Origin of the sequence: Dokdonia sp. Hel_I_53 (genome assembly GCF_007827465.1) — a bacterium.
Lineage (GTDB): Bacteria > Bacteroidota > Bacteroidia > Flavobacteriales > Flavobacteriaceae > Dokdonia.
Genome location: NZ_VISL01000001.1, coordinates 2,877,363 through 2,895,561, shown reverse-complemented (window position 1 = coordinate 2,895,561; position 18,199 = coordinate 2,877,363). Strand labels below are relative to the sequence as shown.

The 18,199-nt window shown below is 35.5% G+C and carries 16 protein-coding genes; 7 read left to right on the top strand and 9 right to left on the bottom strand.

Features of this window, described 5'->3' with window-relative positions; genetic code table 11:
* Window positions 1-6: 6 nt before the first annotated feature.
* Entirely contained in the window at window positions 7-1,143 is a 1,137-nt protein-coding gene (locus OD90_RS12915) for a glycosyltransferase (RefSeq protein ID WP_144669566.1), read from the top strand.
* Between the two features lie 5 nt (window positions 1,144-1,148).
* Here OD90_RS12915 and OD90_RS12910 read toward each other — a convergent pair whose 3' ends face one another.
* The 6 genes from OD90_RS12910 to OD90_RS12885 all read right to left on the bottom strand — a co-directional run bounded on the left by OD90_RS12910 (window position 1,149) and on the right by OD90_RS12885 (window position 7,679).
* Window positions 1,149-1,664, bottom strand: coding sequence for a DapH/DapD/GlmU-related protein (locus OD90_RS12910; RefSeq protein WP_144669565.1), 516 nt, complete (start codon window positions 1,662-1,664; stop codon window positions 1,149-1,151).
* Window positions 1,657-2,955 (bottom strand): O-antigen translocase, encoded by a 1,299-nt coding sequence (locus OD90_RS12905; RefSeq protein ID WP_144669564.1) that lies wholly within the window; start codon window positions 2,953-2,955, stop codon window positions 1,657-1,659. The genes OD90_RS12910 and OD90_RS12905 overlap by 8 nt, the downstream gene beginning before the upstream one ends.
* On the bottom strand, window positions 2,949-4,055 hold the full coding sequence (locus OD90_RS12900) for a DegT/DnrJ/EryC1/StrS family aminotransferase (RefSeq protein ID WP_144669563.1): 1,107 nt from the start codon (window positions 4,053-4,055) through the stop codon (window positions 2,949-2,951). Before OD90_RS12900 ends, OD90_RS12905 begins: the two co-directional genes overlap by 7 nt.
* Window positions 4,052-4,924 (bottom strand): GNAT family N-acetyltransferase, encoded by an 873-nt coding sequence (locus OD90_RS12895; protein WP_261374523.1) that lies wholly within the window; start codon window positions 4,922-4,924, stop codon window positions 4,052-4,054. Before OD90_RS12895 ends, OD90_RS12900 begins: the two co-directional genes overlap by 4 nt.
* A gap of 260 nt (window positions 4,925-5,184) precedes the next feature.
* Window positions 5,185-6,981 carry a translational GTPase TypA gene (gene typA, locus OD90_RS12890; RefSeq protein ID WP_261374522.1) on the bottom strand — a complete coding sequence of 599 codons (1,797 nt, stop codon included), beginning with the start codon at window positions 6,979-6,981 and terminating at the stop codon, window positions 5,185-5,187.
* A 278-nt stretch (window positions 6,982-7,259) separates the two neighbouring features.
* On the bottom strand, window positions 7,260-7,679 hold the full coding sequence (locus OD90_RS12885; RefSeq protein WP_144669561.1) for a nucleoside-diphosphate kinase: 420 nt from the start codon (window positions 7,677-7,679) through the stop codon (window positions 7,260-7,262).
* A gap of 233 nt (window positions 7,680-7,912) precedes the next feature.
* Here OD90_RS12885 and OD90_RS12880 point away from each other — a divergent pair, with 233 nt between their 5' ends.
* Genes OD90_RS12880 through OD90_RS12870 form a run of 3 tightly spaced genes read left to right on the top strand, consistent with a single transcriptional unit; the run spans window position 7,913 to window position 10,658 of the window.
* The gene (locus tag OD90_RS12880) at window positions 7,913-8,926 is read left to right on the top strand and encodes a DHH family phosphoesterase (protein ID WP_144669560.1); all 1,014 of its coding nucleotides are present in this window, start codon (window positions 7,913-7,915) and stop codon (window positions 8,924-8,926) included.
* On the top strand, window positions 8,923-9,471 hold the full coding sequence (gldI, locus tag OD90_RS12875) for a gliding motility-associated peptidyl-prolyl isomerase GldI (RefSeq protein ID WP_261374521.1): 549 nt from the start codon (window positions 8,923-8,925) through the stop codon (window positions 9,469-9,471). Before OD90_RS12880 ends, gldI begins: the two co-directional genes overlap by 4 nt.
* 14 nt (window positions 9,472-9,485) lie before the next feature.
* A complete protein-coding gene (locus tag OD90_RS12870) occupies window positions 9,486-10,658 on the top strand; it encodes a peptidylprolyl isomerase (protein ID WP_144669559.1) in 1,173 nt (390 codons plus the stop codon).
* Between the two features lie 92 nt (window positions 10,659-10,750).
* Here the strand turns inward: OD90_RS12870 and OD90_RS12865 are convergent, their stop codons facing one another.
* Complete coding sequence (locus tag OD90_RS12865) at window positions 10,751-12,217, bottom strand: aminoacyl-histidine dipeptidase (protein ID WP_144669558.1); 1,467 nt, start codon at window positions 12,215-12,217, stop codon at window positions 10,751-10,753.
* Between the two features lie 76 nt (window positions 12,218-12,293).
* The gene (locus OD90_RS12860; protein ID WP_144669557.1) at window positions 12,294-13,010 is read right to left on the bottom strand and encodes a CDP-alcohol phosphatidyltransferase family protein; all 717 of its coding nucleotides are present in this window, start codon (window positions 13,008-13,010) and stop codon (window positions 12,294-12,296) included.
* A 149-nt stretch (window positions 13,011-13,159) separates the two neighbouring features.
* On the opposite strand from OD90_RS12860, the gene OD90_RS12855 reads away from it, so the two are divergent.
* From OD90_RS12855 to OD90_RS12845, 3 genes are all read left to right on the top strand, one after another.
* Window positions 13,160-14,203: a PorV/PorQ family protein gene (locus OD90_RS12855; RefSeq protein ID WP_144669715.1), complete on the top strand. Its 1,044-nt coding sequence runs from the start codon at window positions 13,160-13,162 to the stop codon at window positions 14,201-14,203.
* Between the two features lie 188 nt (window positions 14,204-14,391).
* On the top strand, window positions 14,392-15,765 hold the full coding sequence (locus tag OD90_RS12850) for an aldehyde dehydrogenase (protein ID WP_144669556.1): 1,374 nt from the start codon (window positions 14,392-14,394) through the stop codon (window positions 15,763-15,765).
* A 111-nt stretch (window positions 15,766-15,876) separates the two neighbouring features.
* A complete protein-coding gene (locus OD90_RS12845) occupies window positions 15,877-16,182 on the top strand; it encodes a hypothetical protein (protein WP_144669555.1) in 306 nt (101 codons plus the stop codon).
* A gap of 70 nt (window positions 16,183-16,252) precedes the next feature.
* On the opposite strand, the gene OD90_RS12840 is transcribed toward OD90_RS12845, so the two are convergent.
* Entirely contained in the window at window positions 16,253-17,791 is a 1,539-nt protein-coding gene (locus OD90_RS12840; protein ID WP_144669554.1) for a YifB family Mg chelatase-like AAA ATPase, read from the bottom strand.
* Window positions 17,792-18,199 lie beyond the last annotated feature (408 nt).

Below are 18,199 nucleotides of genomic sequence, written 5' to 3'. Positions count from 1 at the left end.
TAGCAAATGCGCATCTTACTTATAGGCGAATATAGTCGTTTACACAACTCATTAAAAGAAGGGTTGCTAGGTTTAGGTCATCAAGTGACCATTGTAGGCTCTGGTGACGGTTTCAAAAATTATCCTGTAGATATAACCCTTAAACTCGGGTTTCAAAAAGGATTGAAAAAAAAACTCAGACTTGCGATCCTCAAACTCACTACAATTGATATTGCAGCTGTAGATCTACGAGGAAAATTTCAAAAGCATAAATCAAAACTCTCAGGCTATGATGTTGTACAATTGATTAATGAATCTAGTTTTCAAACTACTCCAGAACTTGAACTAGAAACAGCCAAATTCCTCAAAGAACATAATAAAAAACTATTTCTACTCTCTTGTGGGACGGATCATATAAGTGTGACCCATGCATTTTCTAACGAATTACTCTACACTATTGCTACTCCTTATAAAGAGGGTAAAATTGAGGAAAACTCGTTTTACCCTACACTTAAATACCTCAAACCAGAGTATAAAAAATTAAGCGAGGAGCTATACGAGTTAATAGATGGAGTAATTTCTACAGATATGGATTATCACTTACCTCTTGTAAACCATCCAAAATATTTGGGTCTTATTCCTAATCCGATTAATGTTGACATTTTACCCTATAAGTCTTTAAACATAACTGGGGAAATTAGGATCTTTCATGGTATAAATCGGACAAATTATTTTAAAAAAGGAAATGATCTTTTTGAAGCCGCGCTCGATATTATTCAGAAAAAATATCCTAACAAAGTTTCTGTCATTACTGTAGAAAGCCTGCCTTATACAGAATATATCAAAACCTATAATGACTCTCATATCCTTTTAGATCAAATATACTCCCACGATCAAGGTTATAATGCACTTGAGGCTATGGCAAAGGGAAAAGTAGTTTTTACGGGCGCAGGAAAACATTTTTTAAAATATCATAATTTAGATCACACTGTTGCCATAGATGCAACACCAAGCGTTGAAGACCTCGTTAAAAGTTTAGAAACCCTAATTGAACATCCTGAAAAACTGGATAATATTAGTAAAAATGCAAGAGCATTTATTGAGGAACAACACAATTACATCACTATTGCTCAACAATATCTTGACGTGTGGAATAATAATTAGCGAATTTAATTAGCGATATCTTTTGTCACTATACTACCCGCTGGAATCACAACATTATCAGCTATAGTGACACCCTTCCAAATACTCACATTATTCCCAATAAAAACGTTTTTCCCGATAATGACAGGTGTACTTTCTCCTGTCTCTAGTCTTCTTTTTTCAGGATCTAGGCTATGAAAATTGCAATTGTATATAGCACAATTCATCCCTATGGTTGTATTGTCTCCTATGTGAATATAAGATTCATTTGCAATGGCACAAAAATTATTATTAATCGCCACATTGCTCCCAAAAGTAATTTCACTACCCATTTGCCTCGCTTCAATATAAGCGTATGTATTATAAAATTGAGGCGAATTTGTGACACCTATGTGTACGCTTTCGCGAAAGCGTACATGGCCTTTTCCATTAATTTGAGCAGGTTGGTGCAATATGGCAGCTCCCTCAATTGACTCATTAGTTGAGAGTAATTTATACTTCCAAATCCGGAAGCTTTGTATGATAATTCCTAGTTTAAGCACGTGCTTCTGTGATTTTCCCGAAAAGAGGTTTTCTAAATATAAACAGTAATACTAGTAAATGCACAAAATAGCTCAAACAATGGCTTATACTGGCTCCCTCATAACCATAATGATTTACAAAATACATTCCCGAGAGATAAATTACTAAGAGTGAAATGATTTCAGTAATTAAAAATAGCTTTAAATTATTTTTAGCTATAATCTGATACCCAATGACAATGGAGGCCACTTTGAAAAAGTCTCCTAGCAGTTGCCATTTGAACAAATTTTCCATGGGTAAAAAGTCTTGAGTAAATAATAGTTGTATGATAAAGTTACGTGCGAGAAAGATAATCACGAGCCCTATTCCAAAAATAGGTAGAATCGTTTTATAAAAAGTAAAAATCTCTTTTCTAAAGCCTTGAATAGAGTTTGTTTTTGCAAGCTGTGGTAATATATATAGTGTCATTACTGTAGCAACAAATTTTAGATAATAGTCAGAAATACGTGACATCGCATCCCAATATCCCGCCTGTGTCAGGTTATCTACTTCTACTATTTTATTTCTAATGGCGATATAAACAAGTGGCAAAACTACCATTGAAAACAGAGCCATTATAGTGTAAGAACTTAATTTTTTAAAGGCTTGAGAAGAAAAGTTAAAGGTTATTTTTTTTAAAATAGCACTCTCTTTCCCAATTATAAATAGTGTGATTAGCAAGGCAATTGCTGGACTAATAATTAGTGCTTGCAACGCTCCCTCAATACCAAAATTGATTATAAAATATACAGCGATCGCGATCGCCATAAGGTTTGTAGCTATCTGTATCCAAATTACTTTTTTATAGGCAGATTGACCATTAATAACAGCCATCAAGATTCCATTAATAGTAATAAATGGGATTGCTACTGCAAGACTTTTAAAAACAAAAGAATAGCCCTCCTCTCCATCAAAAATGTAATCGTTCCAAAAATCTGAACCTACATATAATATTATCGCTAGTACTACAGATATGAACACACTTGATATGATAGCTGTAGAAATCAATCTTCTAAAAAGATGATCTTCTTCTTTAGAAGCCACATATTTTACAATTCCATTTGTGTAGCCTAGACTTCCTACAGCTTGAGTACTCGTAAGAAAATTACGCAAATAGCCAAGTAATGCCATTCCACGTTCTCCTAAATAAATAGCAATTAGTTTTGAAGTAATTAACCCTCCAATAATTTGAATAAAAACAGCAATACTGTTGAGAGAAGTAACCTTTAATAATACGTTACTAGCAAAACTTTGTCGCAGTTTCCCTAGCATGTAAATTCTTTTAAAGCATTAATTATTGTCGAGACTTCTGCTTGTGTTAGATTTGGATCTGTAGAAATACTCAATACCTCATCGTGTATTTGCTCACAAACTGGAAACGATAATCCATTCAATTCTGAGAGTGCTTCTTGCTTATGAGGAGGAACCGGATAGTGAATAATAGTTGTGATTTTTCTTTTGCTCAAATATTCTTGCAACAAATCACGATGTTTACAGCGCACTACAAATAAATGGAAAACATGATCTTCCTTTTCATTGTATTTTGATAAAATAATGTGTTCATTGTCAATTTCAGAGAAATATCGCATGGCGATGGCTTTACGTTTCTGATTAAGAGCATCAAGATCTTTGAGTTTAATTCTCAAAAAACCCGCTTGTAGTTCATCTAAGCGGGAATTTACTCCAGCGTATTGCGCCACATATCGTTTTCTAAAACCATAATTACGATACTGAGATATTATTTTAGCAAGTTGCTCATCGCTGGTTGTCACAGCACCGCCGTCTCCTAGTGCCCCTAGATTTTTGGTTGGATAAAAGCTATGTGCAGCAGCATGAGCAAGTGATCCGCTTCTGTTTCCATGCTTGTCTCTCGCCCCATGAGACTGGGCGCAGTCTGAAACGATTAAGAGTTGGTTCGCTTTCGCGAAATCGGAAACCCTATCCATATCTGCCAGCAAACCGTACAGATGAGTAGGGAGTATTACCTTAGTCTGGCTTGTTATTTTTCTTTTTAAGTCTTCAAGGTCAAAATTAAATGTCTCCAAGGAAGCTTCAACCAATATTGGAATAAGACCAGCTTGCTTTATGGCCAGAATTGTTGCGATATAAGTATTGCTCGCCACAAGAACATGATCTCCAGCTTTAATTTTTCCTAGGATTTTATATCCTTCAAAAATTATTCGTAATGCATCGAGACCATTTGCTGTGCCTATACAATGCGTAGTTCCACAATATGCAGCATATTCATTTTCAAAATTTTCTACTTCTTCTCCTAAAACAAACCAGCCACTGTCTAAAAACCTCGAAAAGTAGGATTTGAAATTGTCTTGGTAAGGTTTATTTAATTTTTTTAAATCGAGAAACGGAATCATACCAACACATTATTTAGAAGTGAGTGATTCTTGGTCTGTACTGCATATTGATATTGAAGCATAGTTCTAGCACCAAAACTTTCTTTCCAGTACGTGAGACCGGCATTAATCTGCTTCCCATTATTTTCGTTTGATGTTCCAAAATCAAAATACCATTTATGCGCAAAAATTTCTGTAATCAGATTGTGAAAGAGATAATCCAGGGTTCCTAATTTTTGTTTATCATCATTTCCAGAAATATATTGAACGTGTGCGGTTGTTTTAGTTTCAAATATAGTTGCGCCACCTACAAGCTTATTATCATGGTAAACGTTAAATTGTCTAATATGTTTAGGAAAGCGTTCACTGAGCCGTTGAATTTCTTCTAGGCTGTGAGTTGGTTTTGCTTGAAATCTTTGCTTAAGGTTAGGAATTAAAATTTTACTCCAAAATTCACCAAAGTTATTTTCTTCAATTAGTAATAGCCCATTTGAGTCGGCTTTTTTCACACCCTCTATCCTATTAGTTTGTATGGAAAACGTGTTTCTATAGTCTATCACTGAAGCAGTTTCTACTTTGACACATTCTGCATTTACTAACTGCATTAGATATTGAAGTTCTGAACTAGCTTCTTGAGCGTAGAATGAAGGAACTAACTTCACCTTTAGCGTAGAGATTTGTATTTCAGATAGGTAATTTAAAACCTGCAAGAAAATTTCTAAAACATCTTTAAGTTTTTGCTTTCGCGAAAGCAGGAGTCCACCATAAGTCAAACCCCGATGACTGTATAATGTGTTGTCCATGATATTTGCTGGCATAACCGCGATTATACTACCTTTTTTCTTTACAACTAGTGAATGATCGTCAAATCTATCGGAGTGATACTCCATAAAATCACGATAATGTAAAAATGTAGCATTTCTTGAGTTTGAGATAAAATTATCCCAATCTTGTTTATCGCGACTTGAATATTTATTAACGGTATAGATTTTAATGTTTTTAATAATGGTGACTCTAAAATAATACAATCTACAATATAGTATGTATTCTCAAAGCAGAATATTATAACCTAGAAAAATACTCTGGCTACAAACGAAAAACCCCACTCTACTCGAGTGGGGTTCTAAATTATATAAAGAAGTTACTTTTATTAAGCAATTTTATTACGCTTACGATCAACTTCTTTGAGGTATATCTTACGTAATCTTAAGTGATTAGGTGTAACTTCAACATACTCATCCTTTTGAATATATTCCAATGCTTCCTCTAATGAGAATTTTATAGCAGGAACAATCTTTGCTTTATCATCTGCACCAGATGAACGTACGTTAGACTGCTTCTTAGCTTTGGTAATATTTATATTCATGTCATCTTGACGAGAATTCTCACCAATTACTTGACCTTCATAAATATCTTCTCCTGGGGATACGAAAAACTTACCTCTATCTTGAAGTTTATCAATTGAGTAAGGTATTGCTGTTCCGTTTTCCATAGAAACTAATGATCCAGAAATACGTCCTGGAATATCTCCTTTAAATGGCTGGTATTCTTTAAAACGGTGAGCCATTATTGCTTCACCTGCAGTTGCAGTGAGAAGTTGGTTACGTAAACCAATAATTCCTCTAGATGGAATTAAAAATTCAATCACCATACGGTCACCTTTAGCCTCCATTGAAAGCATTTCTCCTTTACGCATAGTAACAAACTCTACTGCTCTACCAGATACACTTTCTGGAAGATCAATTGTGAGTTCTTCAATAGGCTCGCACTTTACCCCGTCAATCTCCTTAATGATAACTTGAGGCTGACCTATTTGAAGTTCATACCCTTCACGACGCATTGTCTCAATTAAAACAGACAAGTGCATGACACCACGACCATAAACTAAAAATTTATCTGCACTATCTGTATCATTAACACGAAGGGCAAGATTCTTTTCTAATTCTTTAGTTAAGCGCTCTTTAATATGACGTGAAGTAACAAATTTTCCATCTTTTCCAAAAAATGGTGAATCATTAATTGAAAAAAGCATACTCATAGTAGGCTCATCAATATCTATGGTTGCGAGCCCTTCTGGATTTTCAAAATCGGCAACGGTATCACCTATTTCAAAACCTTCAAGACCTACTATTGCACAAATATCTCCAGCTTGAACACTTTCAACTTTCACACGACCTAAACCGTCAAAAATATGTAATTCTTTAATTCTTGTTTTCTTAATTGTTCCATCACGTTTTACTAATGAAACTTGCATGCCCTCTTTAAGCTCTCCACGATTTAATCTACCTATCGCAATACGACCAGTAAAAGAAGAGAAGTCAAGAGAAGTAATAAGCATTTGTGTATTACCTTCTTCTATTTTTGGTGCAGGGATGTGCTCCATTACCATTTCTAAAAGAGGCTCAATAGAATCTGTCTCTTTTTTCCAATCGTCTGACATCCAGTTATTCTTAGCTGAACCATAAACTGTTGGAAAATCTAACTGCCATTCTTCTGCTCCTAATTCAAACATTAGGTCAAAAACCTTTTCATGTACCTCCTCAGGTGTACAATTTTCTTTATCTACCTTATTAACAACCACACAAGGCTTAAGTCCTAAGTCAATAGCTTTTTGCAAAACAAAGCGTGTTTGTGGCATTGGTCCTTCAAAAGCATCAACAAGAAGACAAACACCATCTGCCATATTAAGTACACGCTCTACTTCTCCACCAAAATCGGCGTGACCAGGAGTGTCTATAATATTAATCTTTGTTCCTTTGTACATTACAGAAACATTCTTAGAAGTAATGGTAATCCCACGCTCACGCTCAAGATCATTATTATCTAATATAAGTTCTCCTTTAGATTCATTTTCTCTAAAGGTTTCACAGTGATACATAATTTTGTCAACCAAGGTTGTCTTACCGTGGTCTACGTGGGCGATAATCGCGATATTCCTTACGTCCATAATGGGTTGTATTAATGCCTTATTTTAAGCGGTGCAAAAGTAGGTATTATTTATGAATAAATTATACAATACATTAATATATAGTTATTGTAAAATTTTAATCATATTTTATTACATAAACTACTGACTAATAGCATCTCTACCATCACTTCTAAAATTGACCTATTTTAAAAAGAATTAAGAGTTTAGCGTAACAAAAAAGCCTTTCCAAAAAGGAAAGGCTTTTAAAATTTATGTCCTTACTATTATAAGGATATCAAAAGTTGTTTAGACCTTTATTAAAAAATCTCACGTCCAGAAAAATGGAAAGCACCTTCAATAGCTGCGTTCTCATCACTATCAGATCCATGTACTGCATTTTCTCCCACAGAAGCTGCATATAATGCACGAATTGTTCCTTCTGCTGCATCTGCTGGATTTGTTGCTCCAATCAATGTACGGAAATCTGCAACTGCATTTTCTTTTTCTAATATTGCAGCAACGATAGGACCACGTGTCATAAATTCTACAAGCTCACCAAAAAATGGACGCTCACTGTGTACTCCATAAAACTCCTCTGCATCTGCTTTAGTCATTTGCGTAAGTTTCATTGCTACAATACGAAAACCGCTTGCAGTAATTTTTTCTAAAATTGCTCCGATGTGTCCGTTCTCAACGCCATCAGGCTTAATCATTGTAAAAGTTCTGTTTGTTGCCATACTGGATAATACCTAATAAAAGTACCTAGATTTTATGAGTGCCTATAAATTTGAGACTCAATTAGTAAATTCAATTTAAATTTTGGCGAAAGCAAGATAATCTTTCTTGAAATCGGGTGCAAAAATACAGTTTTTCTATATTATGACAACATTAAGTTTAATCAGATTTAAATTACTAAATATTTGATAACAAGCCAAAACCAAGCAAGCGATAAATCGTATATTCGCCACTTATGAATGAAGAACAAATTGCAATGTCAAAAAGCCTACTAAGTGGCTCAAAAAACATTGCTATCATACCACATAAAAACCCAGATGGAGATGCCATGGGTAGTACTCTTGCTCTTGCTAGCTATCTCAATAAAAAAGGGCATAAAGCAACTGTTGTATCACCTAATGAATACCCGCATTTCTTACAATGGCTTCCAGGTAATGATCAAGCGGTTAATTACAATCGTGATATTGAAATTGCTCAAGAAATCATCTTAAATGCAGACCTTGTTTTTACACTCGACTTTAATCATTTTTCCCGTACTGGTGATTTGCAGAATGAATTAGAACAGGTAAAGGCGCCCTTTGTAATGATAGACCATCACCAGCAGCCCGCAGACTATGCTATTGTCACTTATAGTGATACTGCCATGTCTAGTACTTGTGAGATGGTATTTCATTTTATCAAAGCCTTAGGAGATCAAGATATGATTGATTCTGAAATGGCTAGTTGTCTTTATACAGGTATTATGACAGATACCGGATCTTTTAGATTTCCTTCAACCACGGCAACCACCCATCGGGTTATAGCGTCATTAATTGATAAGGGAGCTGAGAATTCAAAAATCCATGAGAAAATTTACGACACAAATAGTGAATCTAAATTACAGCTATTAGGTGTTGCTCTAAACAATCTAGTCGTTTTAAAAGAGTACCGTACTGCATATATAACCATGTCTCAAAAAGAACTTGATGATCACAATTTTCAAAAAGGCGACACAGAGGGTTTTGTAAATTATTGCTTATCACTACAAGGTATTATATTTGCTGTTATATTTATAGAAAATTTATCTGACTCTATCATTAAAATGTCGTTAAGATCAAAAGGTACATTTTCTGTAAATGAGTTTGCCAGAACCCATTATCAAGGTGGCGGCCACACCAACGCAGCTGGTGGAAAAAGTGATTTGGGACTTCAAGAGACTGTTGCTCATTTCAAAACGTTACTACCTAGATATAAAGAACAGCTTACATGATGAGAATACTAATTTTTATATGTTTCATATTTTTTACTTCTTGTGCTGATCAAGTTGCAAGAGAGCCCGTTTCTCAGAAATCTGGCTCCTACATAAATAAATCTGTACAACGAAATAAAGATTTAATTGCTCAAGAGGAAAAAGCAATTCTAAATCTTATAAAAAAAGATACTTCTAAAGTATATGAATCCTCGCCAAATGGATTTTGGTATACCTATATTCAAAAAGATACTCTAGGTAATAGTGCTCCTCAAATAGGAGACCTTGTCCTTTTTAATTACAATATTGCAACTTTGCAACGTGAAACACTCGTTAGTCAAGAAGAGATAGGAAATACTGTTACTCAAATAGATCAAAGTAATCAAGAGTTAATTTCTGGAATACGAGAAGGTCTCAAACTTATGAAAGAAGGAGAGACTGTAACCTTTTTATTCCCAAGCCACAAGGCTTATGGCTATTACGGGCTAGACGGTAAAATACGTAGTAATATACCAATACAAAGTACTGTCACATTATTAGAAATCAAAGACCAAACAAAAAATTAATTAAATCCTTAACAATGAAGAAAACAAGTATGTTATTAATTGCAGTAATTTTTTCACTTTTTTCGTGTAATGATAAATATCCAGATATCGAAGAAGGTTTATATGCAGAGATTGTAACAGATAAGGGAACAATGCTTGCTGAGTTATTTTACAAAGATGCTCCGGCAACCGTGGCAAACTTTGTGGCACTTGCAGAAGGCACCCACCCACTAACAGATACTACTTTTACAGGTAAACCATTTTATAACGGATTAAAATTTCACAGAATTATAAAAGATTTTATGATTCAAGGTGGTGATCCAGATGGTACTGGTCGTGGAGGTCCAGGATACAAATTTTTTGACGAGCTTAGTCCTGATCGTAAACATGACTCAGTAGGAACTCTATCTATGGCAAATTCTGGTTACGGAACAAACGGGAGTCAGTTTTTTATCACACATAAAGCAACTCCTCACTTAGATGGTTATGACGCAAATGGTGTGTTGAAGAATTGTGAAAATCCAAGAGTTAGTTGTCATACAGTATGGGGACGTGTTATTCAAGGGCTTGAGGTAATAGATAGTATTGCAGCTGTTGAGATGCAAGACCCTCGTGCTGGTACTCCTAAAGAAGATGTAATCATCCAACAGGTAAACATTATTCGTGAAGGGGATGCTGTAGCAAATTATAACGCGGCAGAAACGTTTACTGCAGAACTTGCGGCATATGAAGAGCGTCAAATAAAAGAAGAAGCTGAAAAAGCAAAGAAATTTTCAGGTAAAAAAGCAGAGTTAGACGCAAAGCGTGTTGACCTTGTAAAGCTTCCTAGTGGTTTAGAAATACATTTTGATAAAAAAGGAAAAGGTCAAAAACCAGCACTTGGAGCAAAGGTAAAAGTAGATTATGCAGGTTACTTTACAACCGGTGAATTGTTTGACACAAGTATGGAATCTGTAGCGCGTGCAAACGATAAACTTGATGAACGCAAGCTCGCAGCAGGACAATATAAGCCTATGGATGCAGTTTACAGTCAAGAGGCTAGACTCATTGCTGGGTTTAAAGAAGGTTTACAACAAATGTCTGTAGGAGATAAGGCAACATTATTTATTCCCTATCACCTAGGGTATGGAGAGCAGGGATACCCTGGTGCCATTCCTCCTAAGGCAGATTTAATCTTCGAACTGGAATTACTAGAAATTGTAAAATAAATATTTTATTTCGCTTTCGCGAAAGCGAAATAACTTTATAAAAAAAGAGCTTATCATGATGATAAGCTCTTTTATGTTTTAAATATCTTATATTAAGATGCTTTGGGAATATCTTTCAATATTTCTATTACAAAATCCCAGTATTTTTGAGCACTAGAAATGCTTGCACGTTCATCTGGTGAGTGAGCGCCTTTAATAGTAGGACCAAAAGAAATCATATCCATTTCTGGATAATTTTTCCCTAAAATACCACACTCTAAACCAGCATGACAAGCAGCTACGTGAGGCTTTTGATTATTGATCTCTATATACATTTTCTCAAGAACTTTTAATATAGGGCTATCCATATTTGGTGCCCATCCTGGGTAATCTCCAGAAAGCTCCACATCAAAACCTGCAAGCTCAAATACAGCAGTAAGCGTATTTGCAAGATCATCTTTAGAACTATCCACAGAAGACCTTGTAAGACAACCTATCTTGATCTTTCCTTCCTTTAAAATAATACGAGCTATATTATTTGAGGTTTCTACAAGATCATCGATATCTGGACTCATACGATACACTCCATTATGTGCCGCATAGATAGATTTGAGTACCTTTTCTTGATCCTCAAGATCCATCACTTTTTCTGGAGCATCGATTTTCTTAATTGAAAGCTCTAATTTTTCTTCTAGCGTTTTATACTCTCCATGTATCGCAGAAGCATTATCCGTAAAATCTGCTTCAAAGGCAGCTACTTGATTTTCGTCTACTGAGATAATCGCATTACTTTCTCTTGGAATCGCATTACGTAAACTGCCTCCGTCTATAGAAGTTATCCCTATATCAAAATTAGTTGAAGCATTGTAAAGCAAACGATTCATAATTTTATTAGCGTTGCCTAGCCCTCTAATGATATCCATTCCAGAGTGACCGCCTTGTAATCCTTTTACAGTCATTTCATAGCCTACCATTCCTTTTTCTACAGAAACTTCATTATAGCTTCTTGTTGCTGTAATATCAACTCCACCAGCACAACCTACTCCTATCTCATCATCTTCCTCTGTGTCTAGATTTAAAAGTATATCCCCTTTTAGAATACCTCCTTTTAAACCCATTGCTCCTGTCATGCCAGTCTCTTCATCTATTGTAAATAGGGCTTCGATGGCAGGATGCTCTATAGTATTACTTTCTAGTATTGCCATGATTGTAGCTACCCCAAGACCATTATCAGCTCCTAAGGTGGTGCCTCGAGCTCTTACCCAATCACCATCTACATACATGTCTATACCTTGTGTATCAAAATCAAATTCTGTGTCGTTGTTCTTTTGATGCACCATATCCAAATGAGACTGCATAACAACCATTTTTTTATCTTTGTGTTCTACGGTAGCTGGCTTACGTATAATTACATTTCCTACCTCATCTTCTATCGTTTCTAAACCTAAGTTCTTCCCAAAATCTTTCATAAATGCAATTACGCGATCCTCTTTTTTAGAAGGACGCGGTACCGCATTGAGATCTGCAAATTTATTCCAAAGTGCTTTAGGTTCTAGATTTCTTATTTCTTGGTTATCCATTTATTCTGTTTTGCAACAAAGATAATCGGTCCCTATGAGAATGACTCTCCACTTATGAAAATGTTATAAAATTGTACTAATCTTTAAAAATGATGGATAACAAGATGTAGAGAATGATAAGTAAAGGAATTCCTGAAAATTGAAAAAACACGAGTAACAATACACTTGCTAGCAAGAATAAGTAACGTACTTTATTTTCAGCAAAAGACCATGTTTTAAATTTAAGTGCAAACAAAGGCAACTCTGCATTAAGCATGAAACAACTTAAGGCAGTAATTGCAAGAAGTACATATGGATTTTCTAATACCGCTTTCGCGAAAGCGTATTCCTCAAATATTAAAATAAGTGGTAAACTTAAAATAAATAGGGTATTTGCAGGTGTGGGCAGCCCTATGAATGAACTTGTTTGACGATCATCTACATTAAACTTTGCTAGTCTATATGCTGAAGCTAGTGTAATCGCAAACCCAAAATACCCCAAGTGAATATGTTGCTCCGTAAGTTGTGCACCCCAAGGAACATCACTAGCATCCTCGAGAAGTTGATACATTACAACACCAGGAACTACACCACTAGTAACCATATCTGCAAGCGAATCCAGCTGTAGTCCCACCTCACTAGAAGCATTGAGAATACGAGCAAAAAAACCATCAAAAAAATCAAAGAAAATTCCCAAAGCCACAAAAATAGCGGCATATTCTAAACGATCATTTACTGCAAAAACAACTGCGATACAACCAGAGAGCAAATTGCCCATGGTTATAGCATTAGGCACGTATTTATTTATAGACATTATAGAGATTTTGAGTAAAAATAGGGAAGAATATTGTAGTACAATACTTCTATGCAATATCTCTCTACTTTTAATGTTTACAAAGTGTACTAAAAGTGGGATATTTGCCCATCTACATTTTACTATTGAAAAAGACTCTTACATTATTAATGATGTGTTTTTGTGCCACTGTTGTATCACAAACGGTACGCTCTTATTCTAATGAATTTTTGAATATAGGTGTTGATGCGGCGGCACTTGGTATGAGTAATGCTGTTGTTGCAGGTACACAAGATGTAAATGCAGGATACTGGAATCCTGCTGGACTTACACAACTAGAAGACAATCAAATCTCTTTAATGCATGCTTCTTATTTTGCAAATATTGCAAACTATGATTATATAGCATTTGCAAAACCCTTAGACGACCTTAGCGCTATGGGGTTATCAATCATACGTTTTGGAGTAGATGATATTTTAAATACCACACAGCTTATTGATGAGCAAGGTAATATAGATTACAATCGCATTAGCTTATTTTCTACTGCAGATTATGCTGTCACTTTTTCTTATGCACGCGCATTGCCTCTAGATGGGTTAAACCTGGGAGTAAATGCAAAAGTGGTACGTAGAGTCATTGGAGATTTTGCAAATAGTTGGGGGTTTGGGCTCGATGTTGGTCTTCAATGGAAAAAAAATAATTGGGATTTTGGAGTTATGGCCAGAGATATTTCAACCACAGTAAATGCTTGGAGTATTGACGAAGAAGAGTTTGCCACCATAAGCGCAGCCGTTGAAGGGCAAAATCAAGAAGTACCAGAAACTCGAGAAATAACTATTCCTAAATTACAAATGGGTTTAGGTCGCAAATGGATATTTAGCTACGATTATAGCTTAAGGGCTGAGATAGACCTCAATGTACGATTTACACAAACTAACGATTTCTTTTCTTCTTCTTCATTAAGCGCCACACCTGCAGTAGGTTTCGAGTTTGGTTATGCAGAATTAGTTTATGTACGTGGAGGTGTGGGGAATTTTCAGGAACTTACATCTCTTGACAATAGCAGTACCATAGGCTTTCAACCAAATATTGGCGTTGGTTTTGAATATAAAGGAATTCACGTTGACTATGCACTTACAGATATCGGTGATCAGAGTGCTGCCATCTATTCTAATGTATTTTCAGTAACGTTAGACTGGGGTCTATTTAGGTAGCATAAATCTGATCTTATAATCTTTATAAGTATTTGAGTTTTTAAAAAGTCTCAATCTCTTTAAGTTTCTATAATTATAGAAGTCTTATACTTAAAACAGCCAAAACCTTTCATTAATAGATTACTAAAGTCACCTTAATTACTTTCTAAGAGTACAAAAGAATAGTACTTTTAAAGAAAACAGCGACTTTGGAAATATCAGAATTAATTCAAAAACAGCGTACTTACTTCTTGAGCGGATACACAAAAGATGTAAACTTTAGGAAAGCGGCTTTAATTCGCTTTCGCGAAAGCATAAAAAGAAATGAACAAGAAATTATAAATGTTTTAGCGGCAGATTTTAAAAAACCTCCTTTTGAAAGTGTTGCCACAGAAATAAGTATTGTTTTAAAAGAGCTAAATCTAGCTATAAAAAACCTCTATAAATGGAACAAACCCAAGAGAGTAAAACCCTCTCTACTTAACTTTCCATCGAGCGATGCTATTATGTATGAGCCTTATGGCTCGACCTTGATAATTGCTCCATGGAATTATCCTTTTCAACTTGCTGTAGGCCCTATGATTGGAGCCATTGCTGCCGGAAATACAGTAGTTTTAAAACCTAGCGAACTTACACCTAAAACCTCTGGACTCTTAGCAAAAATTATTTCTGATGTCTTCGATGAAAACCATGTGACAACTGTTCTAGGTGGCAAGGAAACCTCTACAAGATTACTAGCAGAACGTTGGGATTATATTTTCTTTACAGGGAGTGTTCCCGTAGGAAAGATTGTGTATAAAGCAGCTGCAAAAAATCTCACCCCAATTACTTTAGAATTAGGCGGTAAGAGCCCTTGCGTTATTGATGAAACTGCAAAAATACAACTTACCGCGAAGCGAATTGTCTGGGGTAAATTTGTGAACGCAGGACAAACATGTATTGCACCAGATTATATCCTTGTTCACTCTTCAATAAAGGATGCATTCCTAACCGCGTTAGATATAGAAATTACAAAAGCGCTAGGTGCAGACCCAAAGGTTTCTCCAGATTTTGCACGTATTATTAACGAGAAGAATTTTGAAAGGCTTAATAATATGCTAAGTGACAGTGTCATATTTAAAGGAGGGCAAACTGATAAAAATGATTTATATATAGCGCCAACAGTTCTCACGGATGTTTCATTAAGTGATACAGTAATGCAAGAAGAAATATTTGGCCCAGTACTTCCTGTTTTAACCTATGACACAAAAGAAGAAATTAAAAAAATTATCGTATCTTATGAGAAGCCTTTAAGCGCATATGTGTTTTCACAGAAAAGATCTTTTAAAAATTGGTTTAATGAAACTTTTTCTTACGGAGGAGGTGTAATAAACGATACACTAGTCCACTTTTTAAACGATCGGCTACCATTTGGTGGTGTGGGACATTCTGGAATAGGAAGCTATCACGGTAAAAAAAGTTTTTTTACATTTTCTCACGAAAAGTCTGTTGCAAAAAGAGGAACGTGGCTTGATATTCCAATACGATACGCTCCTTATAAAGGTAAAATTGGATTGCTTAAAAATTTTATGAAGTGGTTATAAAGGTGTATTTATATATTAAAATAGGGTATTTACCCCCGCTTTATAAAGACTAGTACGAGTACTTTTACATACGTCAAGAAATTCCCCCCTAAATATTAAAACCAAAATATTATGGGACGACCCACTAAAACTGAAAGATTAGAAAAAGCAAGACCTATTGTCATGCCCTCTACATTAACCTTCTGTAAATTAAACTTACAGAAACTGTATGCACGAAGTAGAAGGCTTCAACTCTCGCATTGGAATGAACAACATGATTATGCTGATTTTATTCATAATTTATGGAACATGATGCTCACCCACAGCTCATTTAAAAAAGATGCTTTAAAAATAGAAGATATGCTAGGTACTGGTGATGTCATTCAACTTTTAAGTGATATTGTTATGGATCATCAAAAAAACTGGAGTAATGTCTAAACTTAATTATTACTAGTATTTATTACAGAACTATTACTTTTATTTTTTGCTTATAATTCTTAGATACATGCTACCCTAGCCACCCTTCTCGGTCAAGGCTACGGTACTGTATTGCCTCACTGATATGAGCACCAGTGACAGTTTCAACACCCTCTAGATCTGCGATAGTTCTTGATACTTTTAAAATTCTATCATAAGCTCTGGCTGAGAGATTTAAACGCTCCATAGCTGTTTTGAGAAGCTGCTTTGATGCTTCATCTAATGCACAATACTTGCGTATTTGTTTCACATTCATTTGAGCGTTATAATTAGTTTTTTCGCTTTCGCGGAAGCGTTCTACTTGCACTTCTCGTGCTGCGGTAACACGCTTACGAATTTCAACACTAGACTCTGCTTTAGTCTCATCACTTAACTTCTCAAAAGGGACAGGAGTCACCTCTATGTGTATATCGATTCTATCCAAAAGAGGTCCAGAAATTTTACCAAGATAGCGCTGCATCTCTGCTGGGCTGCTTGTTACTGGGGCGTCTGGATCATTAAAATACCCTCCAGGACTAGGATTCATACTCGCCACCAACATAAAGCTAGAAGGATAGGTAACTGTAAAACGCGCGCGTGATATGGTAACCTCTCTATCTTCGAGTGGCTGTCGCATTACCTCTAATACCGATCTTTTAAATTCAGGTAGCTCGTCAAGAAATAAAACACCATTGTGTGACAATGAAATTTCTCCAGGCTGTGGATATGCACCGCCACCAACTAAAGCTACATCACTTATGGTGTGATGTGGAGATCTGAAAGGTCTCTCTGACATCAAACCTTGGTTATCTTTTACACGGCCTACCACACTATGAATTTTAGTAGTTTCTAATGCTTCTCTTAACGACATGGGAGGTAAAATACTAGGCAGTCTTTTACTTAACATTGTTTTTCCAGAACCGGGAGGACCTATTAAAATAATATTATGACCTCCAGCTGCAGCTATTTCCATACATCTTTTTATACTCTCCTGCCCTTTCACATCTGCAAAATCAAACTCGGGATGCTCTAAGCTTTTATAGAATTCTGCTCGAGTATCAATCACTGTATTTTCCAGTGGAACTTTGTTGTCAAAAAAGTCAATCACTTCACTTATGTTCTCAACACCATATACGTCAAGTCCATCTACAATTGCTGCTTCTTTTGCGTTCTGTACGGGTAGTATAAAACCTTTGTATCCTTCTTCTCTTGCTTTAATAGCAATGGGCAAAGCTCCTTTTATGGGCTGTAAACCACCATCAAGCGAGAGCTCTCCCATGATGATGTATTTTCCCACTTCTTCTCCTCTGATCTGCTCTGTTGCAATCAAGATTCCTGTAGCAAGTGTTAAATCATAAGCAGAACCTTCTTTGCGGAGGTCTGCTGGAGACATATTTATAATAAGTTTTTTGCCAGGAATTTTATATCCATTATTTTGAAGCGCAGCTGCAATACGATAACTACTTTCTTTAATAGCATTATCTGGCAAACCTACGAGGTGATAACCTACCCCTTTATCCACGTTAACTTCAATGGTTATTGTGGTCGCGTCTACACCAAAAACGGCACTTCCATAAACTTTTGTGAGCATCTATATCATTATTTCTTTAAATATAGTAAGATTCAATCAAATCGAATACTTCTGAAAACTACGAAAAAAAAAAACGAACCTTATCGCTATAAGATTCGTCTACAGAAATAGTTCCCCAACTTAGTTTTTCTGATAGTGTAAATATATTTTTCTAATCTGGATAAACATAACGCTTGAGTAATTTCTTTAAACCCTATTGCTTGAATTATTGGCATTATTATGCAATTAGGGGTAAATACCCCTGCTTCTGTTTAAGCTTTGACGATATCTTTACAACTTAGTTAAGGATAAGGTTTATTATGGGATCATACAATTAAAAAAAACCTCTTTATAATAGTATTTATCTCAAAAGTTAGGAATGACAGGCATCTTCGTACGCACGGAGGTCCTTTTCTGTTTTTAACATAC